10 protein-coding genes are annotated in these 11,737 nt (G+C 71.9%); 4 read left to right on the forward strand and 6 right to left on the reverse strand.

Annotated features, from left to right (window positions below; translation table 11 throughout):
- Positions 1-15: 15 nt before the first annotated feature.
- The gene (locus ACQP2T_RS54435) at positions 16-1,455 is read right to left on the reverse strand and encodes a glycosyltransferase family 2 protein (RefSeq protein WP_433512627.1); all 1,440 of its coding nucleotides are present in this window, start codon (positions 1,453-1,455) and stop codon (positions 16-18) included.
- A gap of 159 nt (positions 1,456-1,614) precedes the next feature.
- On the opposite strand from ACQP2T_RS54435, the gene pseH reads away from it, so the two are divergent.
- Positions 1,615-2,118, forward strand: coding sequence for a UDP-4-amino-4,6-dideoxy-N-acetyl-beta-L-altrosamine N-acetyltransferase (gene pseH, locus ACQP2T_RS54440; protein ID WP_433512628.1), 504 nt, complete (start codon positions 1,615-1,617; stop codon positions 2,116-2,118).
- Positions 2,115-3,158 (forward strand): pseudaminic acid synthase, encoded by a 1,044-nt coding sequence (gene pseI / locus ACQP2T_RS54445; RefSeq protein ID WP_433512629.1) that lies wholly within the window; start codon positions 2,115-2,117, stop codon positions 3,156-3,158. Before pseH ends, pseI begins: the two co-directional genes overlap by 4 nt.
- 121 nt (positions 3,159-3,279) lie before the next feature.
- Here pseI and ACQP2T_RS54450 read toward each other — a convergent pair whose 3' ends face one another.
- Both ACQP2T_RS54450 and ACQP2T_RS54455 read right to left on the reverse strand, forming a co-directional pair.
- Positions 3,280-4,278 carry a PseG/SpsG family protein gene (locus ACQP2T_RS54450; RefSeq protein ID WP_433512630.1) on the reverse strand — a complete coding sequence of 333 codons (999 nt, stop codon included), beginning with the start codon at positions 4,276-4,278 and terminating at the stop codon, positions 3,280-3,282.
- Positions 4,275-5,003 carry a cytidylyltransferase domain-containing protein gene (locus ACQP2T_RS54455; RefSeq protein ID WP_433512631.1) on the reverse strand — a complete coding sequence of 243 codons (729 nt, stop codon included), beginning with the start codon at positions 5,001-5,003 and terminating at the stop codon, positions 4,275-4,277. Before ACQP2T_RS54455 ends, ACQP2T_RS54450 begins: the two co-directional genes overlap by 4 nt.
- Before the next feature lie 88 nt (positions 5,004-5,091).
- On the opposite strand from ACQP2T_RS54455, the gene pseB reads away from it, so the two are divergent.
- Together pseB and ACQP2T_RS54465 are read left to right on the forward strand one after the other, a co-directional pair.
- On the forward strand, positions 5,092-6,075 hold the full coding sequence (gene pseB / locus ACQP2T_RS54460) for a UDP-N-acetylglucosamine 4,6-dehydratase (inverting) (RefSeq protein ID WP_433512632.1): 984 nt from the start codon (positions 5,092-5,094) through the stop codon (positions 6,073-6,075).
- Positions 6,075-7,199: a DegT/DnrJ/EryC1/StrS family aminotransferase gene (locus ACQP2T_RS54465; RefSeq protein ID WP_433512633.1), complete on the forward strand. Its 1,125-nt coding sequence runs from the start codon at positions 6,075-6,077 to the stop codon at positions 7,197-7,199. The genes pseB and ACQP2T_RS54465 overlap by 1 nt, the downstream gene beginning before the upstream one ends.
- A gap of 8 nt (positions 7,200-7,207) precedes the next feature.
- On the opposite strand, the gene ACQP2T_RS54470 is transcribed toward ACQP2T_RS54465, so the two are convergent.
- The 3 genes from ACQP2T_RS54470 to ACQP2T_RS54480 are packed head-to-tail and all read right to left on the reverse strand — an operon-like array spanning position 7,208 to position 11,718.
- A complete protein-coding gene (locus tag ACQP2T_RS54470; RefSeq protein WP_433512634.1) occupies positions 7,208-9,094 on the reverse strand; it encodes a glycosyltransferase family 2 protein in 1,887 nt (628 codons plus the stop codon).
- A gap of 39 nt (positions 9,095-9,133) precedes the next feature.
- The gene (locus ACQP2T_RS54475; protein ID WP_433512635.1) at positions 9,134-10,945 is read right to left on the reverse strand and encodes a hypothetical protein; all 1,812 of its coding nucleotides are present in this window, start codon (positions 10,943-10,945) and stop codon (positions 9,134-9,136) included.
- On the reverse strand, positions 10,942-11,718 hold the full coding sequence (locus ACQP2T_RS54480; RefSeq protein WP_433512636.1) for a hypothetical protein: 777 nt from the start codon (positions 11,716-11,718) through the stop codon (positions 10,942-10,944). Before ACQP2T_RS54480 ends, ACQP2T_RS54475 begins: the two co-directional genes overlap by 4 nt.
- Positions 11,719-11,737: the final 19 nt, after the last annotated feature.

Consider the following 11,737-nt stretch of genomic DNA (forward strand, 5'->3'; position numbering starts at 1 on the left):
AATTACTCTCTGGAACTACTGGGCGATGTCCATGCTGGTTCTTGACCATCCTGGCACCGACAGCCGCCAGACCTTCTGCGCCTCGGCATCGCGAAAGCACGTCTTGAGCACCAGGCCGCACAGTTCCACGCGGGCGTGCAGCCGCCAGCTCGGACCGCCCTCTTCGAGCCGTGCCGGGTCGATCTCCACCGAGACGCCCTGCCCGCCCGTGCGCTGGACCTCCAGCGGGACCCGGCGCTCGCCGTCGGTCAGCCACATGCCGAGCCGGTTCGGCTCCCGCGCCACCCGGTGGAGGGCCACCTCGCCGCGTACCTCGAAGCGGCTCCCCGTCCAGCCGCACTCATGGACCGTGGCCAGCAGCTTGACCTCGTCGCTCGCCTCGAAGACCGCGTCGGGGATCTGGAGGGTCCGGTCGCGGAAGTAGGGGTAGTCGCCGTACCAGCCGATCTCGTGCGGCACGATGGGGGTGCCGTCGACCGAGTCGCGCCTGAACCTGCGCACCACCCGAAGCTCCTCGACCAGGCCGCGGCTCAGCAGGTGGAGTTCGAGCCGGCGCAGCGACGCCACCTCGCCCAGAGCGACGGGGCTCAGCCCGGCCAGCCACTCCTGCGAGAGTTCGAGCAGCGGCCCGACCTCGTCGTCCTCGGCGTACTCCAGCGCCTGGAACAGAAACAGGAGATCCTTCTCCAGCACCACGCCGTCGAAGGCGTCGGCCAGCTCGGGCTCCTGCTCGCTGAGGAAAGCCCGGACCGCGCGGATGGCGGCCAGCCGTTCGGCCAGGTTCGGCAGCTCCATCCGCCGCTGCGTGATCGAGCTCTCCCCCTCTTCGCGCTTGCGCCAGTGGTAGACGATGTCGGGGAGCACGTCGACGCCCTTCGCCAATACGTGCGCCCGCATGCTGAGCGGCACATCCTCATAGATCCCCGCCGGGAACTCCAGCTCGTGCGCGCGCCAGAAGTCCTGCCGGTAGACCTTGTTCCAGACCGTGCGGTCCCTGATCAGGGACCGGCGCTCCCGGATGTGCGCGCCCCGCGCGGGGCGCCTGAACGCCTTCTCGTGCATGGACGACACGGCCAGCTCGCCCTCCCTCAGGCGCAGCACCCCGCCGCACGCGAAGTCCGAGCCGCTCTCCCGCAACGACTCGACCAGCAGCTCGTACGCCTTGGGCGGCACGACGTCGTCGCTGTCCGCGAAGGCCAGATAGGTGCCGCGGGCCCGCCGGATCCCCGCGTTGCGCGCCGGACCGGGGCCCTGGTTCGGCTGGTCGAGCAGGACGAAGCGGGGATCACGGGCCACGAACTCGCGGGCCACCCGCGCGCTTCCGTCCAGTGAGCCGTCGTCCACGAGGATGACCTCGATGTCCTCCAGCGTCTGAGCCGCCAGAGATTCCAGACATTCGCCGATATACGGCTCTACGTTGTAGATCGGGACGACGACGCTGAGCATGGGCGTCATACCGAAAAGCTCCCTTGGGGTCGGGGTAGTAGGGGTCGAGGGCAGCATGCCCTGGCCATCACTCCGGCACGACGTTCGATGCCGCACTCTGATCAGCTCTTTGCCGGATGGATCCGCTACGTTGTGCAATGGATCGAGCGCGCTGAGTAGGGGGAAGCCGTGCTGAGACCCGTACACGACCATGAGCTGCCCGTCATCCGCCGATGGCGCAACCACCCGAGGGTGCGGGCGGCGAGCTTCACCACCCACGTCATCGCCGAGGACGAGCACGCCCGATGGTGGGCCGGGGTAAAGGACGATCCGGCCAGGCGGGTGCTGATCTACGTTCACGACGGGACCGCCGCGGGGGTGGTGACGTTCTCCGAGCTCGACCCCGCCACGCGGAGCGGCGAATGGGGGTTCTACCTCGATCTGGCCGGGCTGGAGCCGTCGGGCGCGCTACTGCCGGCCTGGATCGGGCTGGAGCGGGCCGCCATCGACCACGCGTTCGGGCCGCTGGGGCTGACCACGCTGCGTGGCGAGGTGCTCGCCGGCAACGAGGCGGCCAGGGGGCTGCACCGGCGCTTCGGGTTCGCCGAGGTCGACGTCCACCGGCGCGACATCGACGGCGTCCGCCGCGACGTCGTCACCGTGCAACTCATGAGGAAGGACGACCACACATGATCTCCATCGCCGGGCGGGCGATCGGGGCGGGGCAGCCCCCCTTCGTCATCGCCGAGATGTCGGGCAACCACAACGGCCGCCTGGAGCAGGCTCTGGCCATCGTCGACGCGGTGGCCGACAGCGGCGCGCACGCCCTGAAGCTGCAGACCTACCGCCCCGACACGATCACCGTCGACGCCGACGGCCCCGCCTTCCGCCTGGGTGACGACCACGAGCTGTGGGGCGGCGAGCGGCTCTACCGGCTCTTCGAGCGGGCGCACACGCCGTGGGAGTGGCACGAGCCGATCTTCGCCAGGGCTCGCAGGCGGGGGCTCATCCCGTTCTCCTCGCCCTTCGACCCCACGGCCATCGACCTGCTGGAGAAGCTCGGCGCCCCGGCCTACAAGATCGCCTCTTCGGAGATCGTGGACCTTCCCCTGATCAGGCTCGCCGCCGCCACGGGGAAGCCGCTGATCATCTCCACCGGCATGGCGTCGATCGGCGAGATCCACGCCGCCGCCGAGGCCGCCCGCGAGGCGGGCTGCACCCAGCTCGCCATGCTGGCCTGCACCGCCTCCTACCCCGCCGCGCCCGCCGAGAGCAACCTGCGCTCGCTGCCGCTGCTCGCCGGTCTCACCGGCGCGGTCGTCGGCATCTCCGACCACACGCCCGGCATCGGCGCCGCGCTCGCGGCGGTCGCGCTCGGGGCGTGCCTGATCGAGAAGCACGTCACGGTGGACCGGGGCGACGGGGGTGTGGACTCGGCGTTCTCGCTGGAGCCGGCCGAGCTCGCGGCGCTCGTGGTGGAGAGCGAGCGGGCCTGGCAGTCGCTGGGCAGCGCGGTCATCGGGCCGCGGGCCTCCGAGCGCGAGGGGCTGCGGTTCCGGCGGTCGCTGTATGTCGTACGGGATGTGCGGGCGGGCGAGCCGGTGACGGAGCAGAACGTCCGCTCCATCCGGCCGGCCGGAGGGCTGCCGCCGGCGGCGGCGGCGCAGGTGATGGGCCGCCGCTTCGCCAGGGACGCCACGCTCGGCACACCGCTGACCTGGGACCTGGTCTGACGCGCCCTGGTTTCACTGGTTTTGACGGGCGCTCGGTTCACCGGTTTTGACGGGCGCCCGGTTCACTGGTCCGAGGGGCGCCCGGTTGACTGACGGGCGCACGATTCAGAGGAGGGCTCGTTCAGAGGAGGGCCAGCAGCGCGTCGGCGACGCGTTCCCTGCCGCGGCCGTCGATCAGTCCGGCGCCGCGCCTGCCGTACTCCTCGCGGGCCGCCGGGTCGGCGAGGAGGCGGGTCAGGACACCGACGGCCGCCGCGTCCGGGGCCGGTCCCAGCCCCGCCGCGAGCCCGCCGCCGACCAGCGCCTCGTAGCCGATCAGCTGGTTGTCGGCCACCCAGCTCAGCGCGGTGGGCACGCCCAGGTGCAGCAGCTCCCAGACGGTCGAGCCCGCCGCGGTGATCACCAGGTTGGCCTCGGCCATCAGGCCGGGCAGCCGATCCGTCGGCGGGATGACCGTGACGGGCCCGTCCGCCTCGAACGGCACCGGGCTGACCACGGTCGCCCGGAACGGCAGCCCGGTGGCCCGCAGCGCCCCGGCCCAGGCAGGCGCCACACCGGCGCTGTCGGTGCCGCCGAAGAAGCACAGCACCAGCGGCCCCTCCGGCCGGGCCGGGCGGCGGCGGGCGGTCCCCCGCATCAGGAGCACGCTGTCACGCAGCAGCACATAACGAGCCCCCGCCAGCCGCCCACCCCAGGGTCCATCCGCAGCCCGCCCAGAGTGTGGGAAGGGGCGCAGCTCGGCGCCGAGGTTCTGGTCGAGGTAGAGGTCCGCCTCCTGGCCCAGTGGGTCGCCGTCGACGATCGCCAGCACGGCCGTGCCCGCCGCCCGCAGCGCCGCGCCCGTACCGGGAGCCAGCACGTACGAGTCCAGCACCACCGCGTCCAGCCCGAGCACCCGCACCAGCTCGGCCAGCGCCCGCGGCTCCGAAGGCGCCGGGCACAGCGGGAACGCGCGCTGCCGCAACTGCGACTCCGCCCACGCCGACCCCGCCACGTCCCCGAGGAACAGCACCTCGGCCCCTCGCCCGCACAATTCCTCGGCCAGCGCCACGCAGCGCATCAGGTGACCGACCCCGCTCGCCACGCCCGCGTCGCAGCGGAACCCCACCCGGTGCGTCACGCCTCCTGCAACGCCTTCTGCGCCACGTGCGCGTTGAGCTCGCACACCTCGGGCCGCGCCCGCAGCCAGCCGACCAGCGACCGTACCGGCACGCACCGATCGCCCAGCTCCGCGACGACCCGCGAGATGAGCCGCCAGTCGTCCTCGGTGTCGAGCGTGACCCGCAGGTCGGCCGCCGCCGGCGCGTAGGCGAGGCCGAGCAGCCGCGACTCCCCCGGATGCGTGTAGAGGTAGGACGTGACGTGCGTGCGGTGATGCGCGGTGGCCTCCAGGTCGGCCCGTTTCAGCGCGGCCAGCCCCGCGATCTCCACGTCGAGCCCGCGCGGCAGTGTGCGCGCCAGGCTCGTGCTCAGATAGTCGAGGCCCGGCACGGCGCGGAAGACCAGCGCGGCCTCGCGGATCACCACCGGATCGAGCAGCGGGCAGTCCGCGGTGAACCGCATGACGGCGTCGCCCGGGCGACCCCGCAGCACCTGCGTGAACCGGGTGAGCACGTCGTCGACCGGCCCTCGGTGCCAGAACACGCCGAGCCGGCGGCACTCCGCCACCACCACGTCGTCGGCCGCCTCCGTGGTGGTCGCCACCACCAGGTCGTCGACCGCGGCCGCCTCGCGTACCGCGCGGACCACCCAGCCCAGCACGGAGCGGCCCCCGAGATCGCGCAAGACCTTGCCCGGCAGGCGCGTCGAGCCCATGCGCGCCTGGATGATTCCGACAATCCGCACCGAAGCCCCATTCTCTCCTGTGACCGTGTGTCATCGAACGATCGCGCTATGCTACCGGGCAGCTCGGATGACTACGGCGGGGGGCCGCGTGAGCATTCTCAGTGGATCGTCAATTCTGATCACCGGAGGCACGGGGTCCTTCGGCAAGGCGTTCGTCCGGCACGCGCTGGACCACCTCGACGTGCGCCGCATGGTGGTCTTCTCGCGCGACGAGCTCAAGCAGTACGAGGCACGTCACCTGTTCGACGACGACCAGCGGCTGCGCTGGTTCATCGGCGACGTGCGCGACCGGGAGCGCCTGACCAGAGCCATGCACGGCATCGACTACGTCGTGCACGCGGCGGCGCTGAAGCAGGTCGACACGGCCGAGTACAACCCGTTCGAATACGTCAGGACCAACGTCTCCGGCTCCCAGAACGTGGTGGAGGCCGCCATCGACTGCGGCGTGCGCAAGGTCGTCGCGCTCTCCACCGACAAGGCGTCCAGCCCGATCAACCTGTACGGCGCGTCGAAGCTGGTCGCCGACAAGCTGTTCGTCTCGGCCAACCACTACGCCGCCAGCCACGTCACCCGCTTCGCCGTGGTCCGCTACGGCAACGTGGTGGGCAGCAGGGGCTCGGTGGTGCCGTTCTTCCTGCGGCTGGCCCAGGAGGGTGGCAGCGTGCCGATCACCGACAAGCGGATGACCCGGTTCTGGATCACGCTCGACCAGGCCGTCCGGTTCGTGGTCGACTCCTTCGACCTGATGCAGGGCGGCGAGCTGTACGTGCCGCGCATCCCCAGCATGCGCCTGCCCGACCTGGCCCAGGCACTGGCGCCCCGCAGTCCGGTCTACGAGATCGGCATCCGGCCCGGCGAGAAGCTGCACGAGGAGATGATCGGCCCCGACGACGGCCGCAGGACCCTGCGCCTGAGCGACCGCTACGTCGTGCAGCCGACGATCGCCAGCTGGGGCTATGTGCCCCCGCAGGGCGGCGAGCTGCTGCCGGACGGCTTCGCCTACCGCTCCGACACCAACGACCGCTGGCTGTCGGTCGAGGACCTGCGCGCCATGGTGACGGTGGGCGTCTGATGCTCCCCTACGGACGGCAGTCGATCGCCGACACCGATGTCCAGGCCGTGACCGAGGTGCTGCTCGGCGAGTGGCTGACGACCGGGCCCATGGTCGGCTCGTTCGAGGCCGAGCTGGCCCGCTGGACGGGCGGCGTGCCGTGCCTGGCGGTCACGTCGGGCACGGCGGCCCTGCACGTCGCGTACGCGGCGGCCGGGGTCGGGCCGGGAGACGAGGTGATCACCTCGCCGCTGACGTTCGTGGCGACGGCCGCCACCGCCGCCATGCGCGGCGCCCGGGTGGTCTTCGCCGACGTGCAGCCCGACACGGGCAACCTCGATCCCGCGTCGGCCTCGGCTCTGGTGACCTGCGCCACCAGGGCGATCACCGCGGTCGACTACGCGGGCCACCCCGCCGACTACGACGAGCTCCGCGCGATAGCCGACCGGACCGGGGCCGTCCTGATCGGCGACGCCGCCCACTCCCTCGGCTCGCGCTACAAGGACCGGCCGGTCGGGGAGCAGGCCGACCTCACCACGTTCTCGTTCTTCCCGACCAAGACCGTGACCACCGCCGAGGGCGGCGCCGTCGCCGTACGCGACCACGACCGCTATGTCCGCGCCGCCCGCTTCCGCAACCACGGCCTGGTCCGGGACCCGGCCGAGCAGCGCGATCCCGGCCACGGCGGCTGGCACCAGGAGGTGCACGACTTCGGCCTCAACTACCGGCTGCCGGACGTGCTCTGCGCGCTCGGCCTCAGCCAGCTACGGCGGCTCGAAGGCTTCCGCGCGCGGCGGATCGAGCTGGTCGCCCGCTACGACGCGCTGCTCGGCGACCTGCCGGGCCTGACGCTGCCCGCGCGGCGCCCGTACACCACGCCGTGCTGGCACCTCTACCCGGTCAGGGTCCGCGACGGCCGCAGGCGGGAGGTCTACGAGCGCATGCGGGCGGAGGGCATCGGGGTGCAGGTCAACTACATCCCGGCCTACTGGCACCCGGTCTTCGAGGACCTCGGCTACCGGCGCGGGATCTGCCCGGAAGCCGAGTCCTACTACGCCGAGCAGCTCTCGCTCCCGCTCTTCCCCGACCTCACCGACCAGCAGCAGGACGAGGTCGTCGACCGGCTGCGGGCCATCCTGGACTGACGGCTGTCTCATCGCTCGGCGAGCATGAGGCAGCCGTCGTCGCCCCGGTCCACCAGGAAGCGCCGCTCGGCGACCGTCACGATCGGCCGCGCCCGCGTACGCACCAGCGGCCGGATCTCCCTGCCCTGGTCGATGACGAAGTCCCAGCGCGACTCACGACCGACGACCTCGTCGATGTCCACCAGCGACACCCGGGCCCGGAAGTTCTGCCCGGCCAGCGTGACGGGGAAGTACATCTCCTCGCCGTCACTTCTGCGTACCAGCCGCAGCACCGGGTCTCCGTCGCCCGGGTCGCTGAGCTCGCCGGAGAAGACCAGGTCGTCGCCGTCCACCCGGCACTCGCCGATCAGCGCCTCGGCCCGGCGCAGCCGCAGTCCCCAGGCCCCGCCGCCGCCGCGTACCGGCACCAGCCACACGCCCGCCCTGCGCTTCGGCGCGGGCACCAGCGGTAGCAACCAGCGCGACCCGACGACCTTCGCCTCCAGCTTCAGCCGGGGACCGCGCAACCGTACCCGCAGATCCCAGTGCCCAAGCCGGGCGAGCTGCGCGCGGCTCAACGTCGCCGGGTCGAACGCGAACGCGAAGGAGAACCCGTGCTCGGCCACCGCGCCGCCGTCCTCCTGCTCGACGCTCTCCCAGGTCGGTGAGACGCGCTGGTCGGACAGCGTGACGATCTCGCCGGTCCTGCGCTCCTGCAGCCACGCCTGCACACTCGTACGGCGCAGCTCCGACACGTCGAACCGGCCGATGCTCACCCGGCCCATGCCGCCGAGCTCGCCGTCGCGCCAATCCAGCTCGACCAGCCGGGCCGACAGCTTGAGCTCGGCCGACACCTCCGACAGGCGCTTGGGCATGGCCGGGTGCCGGCCGTACCAGCGCTTGCGCAGCAGGCCCGGCGGGCTGACGCGCGGAAGCAGGCGGCCCGCGCGGTCCTGCTCGAAGACGCGCGCCAGCTCCTCCAGGCGACGCTCGTGGAGCAGGTGCACCTGGAGCCGCTGCGTGAACGGGATGCTCTGCCAAGCCTCCGGCGCGACGCCGTCGAGATAGCGGACGACCAGGTCGACGAGCTCAGGATCGGCCGCGGCACCCATCATGGCCATCGCCTCCACCGCGACGCTCATGTCGATCTCGAGCGTGTCGCGGTCGAAGTCCGGCTTGAGCGCGGGCGCGCCGGTGGTGAGCAGCGCGGCCGTCTCCAGCACCGACAGCAGGCGGTCCCGCAGGTTGGCCGACTCCAGTCGGCGCTGGGTGATCGAGGAGCACTCCTCGTCACGCTGCCGCCAGTGGTAGACGATGCCCTTGATCACGTCGACCGACGAGGCGCCCACGTGCGCGGCCATGGCGACCGGCTGGTCCTCGTACATGCGCTCGGGGAAGGCCAGGCCGAGTGCGTTCCAGAAGTCGAGCCGGTAGACCTTGTTCCACAGCATGCGGTCGCGGATCAGCAGCGGGTGGCGAGTGATGTGCGTGCGCTTGCGCGACTCGGCGAACGCCTGCTTGTGCGCCCACGAGGGTACGAGCAGGTTGCGGTGCAGCCGCATGACGTTGCCGCAGGCCAGATCGGAACCGGTGGCCTCCAGGGAGGCGACCAGCCGCTGGAACGCGCGGGGCGGCACCTTGTCGTCACCGTCGACGAAGGCCAGGTAGCGGCCCGTGGCCCGGCGGACACCGATGTTGCGGGCCCGCCCGACCCCCTGGTTGGCCTGGCGGATGAGGCTGATCCTCGGGTCTGCCGCCATCCGGGCCTCGACCACGGCGGCGCCACCGTCGGTGCTGCCGTCGTCCACGCAGATCATCTCAAGATCCTGGAGCTTCTGCGCGGCCAGCGAATCCAGGCAGGGACCGATGTACTTCTCAACGTTGTAGAACGGGACGATCACCGAAAGAACCGGCACGGAAACTCCTCTTCGTCAGCCGGACAGCAGGCGCGTTCGTCAGCCGGACAGCAGGCGCAGGACCCGGCGGGCGACCCTGCGCGGGCGGGCCAGGCGGCGCGAGAGCCGATAGCCGAGCGTCCTGCGGTAGGCGGCCGACTTCCGCTGGCTCTTTCTCAGCCGGCCCCTGGCCCGCAGCAGCTCGCGTTCGCGGTAGGTGAGCTTGGTCTCCAGGCGGGACACCCTGGCCAGCGCGGCGGTCAACTGGTCCGCCAGCCGGTCCCGCGCGCCCAGCAGGTCCCGGTACGTCGGGGCGGCGTCGCTCAGCTCGGCCGGCTGCCCCAGCTCGGCGTCGAGCTTGCGGGCCAGGTCGAGATCCGCCTGGTCGCACGGCCGGTTCGCCATGCCGCAGAGCGTCAGTGTCAGCTGCTCGGCCTGCCGCGGCCACGGCCACGGATGGTGGTGACCGGCGGCCAGCAGGCGTACCGCGAACCGCCACAACACCCGGCACAACACCACGCGGTCGGCGGGGCGGTCGGGCGGCGCGGGCAGGGCATGGATGGCGGCGAACCGCTCGCCGTCCCAGACCAGGTTGTCGGCCGCGGCGTCGCCGCCCATCTCGACCCAGTCGCCCAGCACGGTGAGCAGGTCGCGGACGGCCCGTACGTCCTCGCGAGCGCACGCCTCGATCAGGACCTCCTCCACGACGCGGCCTGCGGGGATGGGCCGCTCCACGCCGTCGGGCAGCCGGCGGGTGGCGCCCCAGGTGACCTCGTGTACGGCGTGACCCTCCTCGAACAGGCCGAGCGGCAGGTCCCCCCGCACCGTGGGCGAGCCCTCGACCTGGCCGAGTGACGGGTGGGGCGCGTCCGAGGGCCTGGTTGCCATGGCCACCCATACCGGGGCGAGCTGCTCGCCGAGACCGTGACTGAATACCAGCCGGGTCAGCCGCAGCGGATCGGCCACCAGCATCCTGTCGCCGCCACGGGCGCTCAACGGCACCGTGAGCGCGTCGGGCAGGTCGCACCCGAGCAGTTCGCGGGCGAGCAGCGCGCGGGGCGCCGCGCGGCCCGGATAGGCCGCGTAACACCTCTCGGGGGTCAGCCCGGCCGCCACCAGTTCCTCGTCGAGGGCGCCAGGCCCGTCGGGGTAGCCCTGGTCGAACCCGTGCGGCTCCCAGTGCTCGTCGCCGCCGTCCCGGTCGGCGGGCCTGGCCTCGACGAACCGGTCGATGCCCAGGTCGTTGCTCACACTCAGGACGAACCGCCCGCCCGGCGCGACGAGGGCGGCGAGCGCGCCCACCGACTCGCGCCAGGGTGGCGCGACCTCCTCGGCCGAGTGCGTACGCCGCAACCCGTCGAGCGCCAGGACCAGGTCATACGGCTCGCCCTCGGGCAGCGCCGACAGACGGCCGCAGTGCACGGCCAAATCGGGGTGGCGCTCGGCGAGGGCACAGGCGTCGGGGTAAGAGCGCAGCAGCACGGCCACCGACGCGGCCCGCGCCACCACCTCGTCCACCAGGCCGCGCGGATGCGGCCCGACCAGCAGCACTCGGGCCCTCGCGCCCTCGGCGGCTTCGTTGACCTCGCGGCCCTCCCGGCCCAGGCCGCCCTGGCGGCCCTCACCGCCCTCACCGCCCTGGCGGCCCTCACGGCCCTCACCGCCCTGGCGGCCCTCACGGCCCTCACCGCCCTGGCGGCCCTCACGGCCCTCACCGCCCTGGCGGCCCTCGCCGGTCTCGATGGGGAGCAGGCGTCTGACCAGCTCCAGGGCCACGCCCCGCCAGTCCGTGACGCCGGACGTATGGGATGTGTCCGACCACAGCAGCATCTCGCCGCCGATCAGCCGGACATTCTCGGGTGCCTCGTTCATGCGCATCGCGCCCGCTTCCAGCCGAACATTCGCCGTAGCTCCTCGGGTGTCGCCTGATACTCGAATCCCAGCTCCTGCCGGGCCGCCTCCCTGGCCGCCTCGGGGTCGACGTACACGCCGTGCAGCTCGGGCCACAGCCGCATGCGGCGGGCGGTGCCGCCGTACTCGGGCCGCTCGTCCTCCAGCTGCATCGGATCCCCGTAGACGGCGACCTCACAGCCCACGGAGGCGCCGTAGAACAGCGCGCTGCCGAGCCGGTTGGACGCCACCCGGCGATGCCGCCGCAGCTCGGCCAGCTGGCCGGACAGGAAGTCGCGTCCCCTGCCGTCCCACCGCGAACCACGCTCACCGTGGCAGATGACCCGGAAACCCGCCGACCGATAAGCCCGCCGAATGTCCGGATTAGCGAATTCCAACCAGTAAAGACAGATTGTCACCGGCTCCGTCTCCACCTCGGTGATTTCGGCGGCCAGCCGGGCATGATCGCCGCTGACCGAATGCTTTTCCCAGCCGTGGAAGGGATACCAGATCGTACCCTTCCTTTCGGGGGCCGCGGCCTTTCCCGGCTCCATATCAAGAAGGTAGATCCACGGCGCGCCGATGACATAGTGACCACGGCGGCCCATCGACCAGCCACGCCGCCTGAGCACGTCGGACCAGACGAAACGGGGGTAGCCGGGGCTGCACCAGTGGTCGTTGGGCGGGAAACCGTGGAGATAGTTCCAGCCGTGCTGCAGGAAACCCTGTATTCGCCGGGGAGTGTCATCCGCCATTTCACAGTATCGGCCGAGT

This window comes from Nonomuraea sp. CA-143628, from assembly GCF_050942315.1.
In the GTDB taxonomy this organism is placed as follows: domain Bacteria; phylum Actinomycetota; class Actinomycetes; order Streptosporangiales; family Streptosporangiaceae; genus Nonomuraea.

Excerpts from the sequence above, each read along its gene's own strand:
- ACQP2T_RS54475 (WP_433512635.1), bottom strand. The coding sequence starts at position 10,945 with ATGAACGAGGCACCCGAGAATGTCCGGCTGATCGGCGGCGAGATGCTG.
- ACQP2T_RS54435 (WP_433512627.1), bottom strand. The coding sequence starts at position 1,455 with ATGACGCCCATGCTCAGCGTCGTCGTCCCGATCTACAACGTAGAGCCG.
- pseI (WP_433512629.1), top strand. The coding sequence starts at position 2,115 with ATGATCTCCATCGCCGGGCGGGCGATCGGGGCGGGGCAGCCCCCCTTC.
- ACQP2T_RS54480 (WP_433512636.1), bottom strand. The coding sequence starts at position 11,718 with ATGGCGGATGACACTCCCCGGCGAATACAGGGTTTCCTGCAGCACGGC.
- ACQP2T_RS54465 (WP_433512633.1), top strand. The coding sequence starts at position 6,075 with ATGCTCCCCTACGGACGGCAGTCGATCGCCGACACCGATGTCCAGGCC.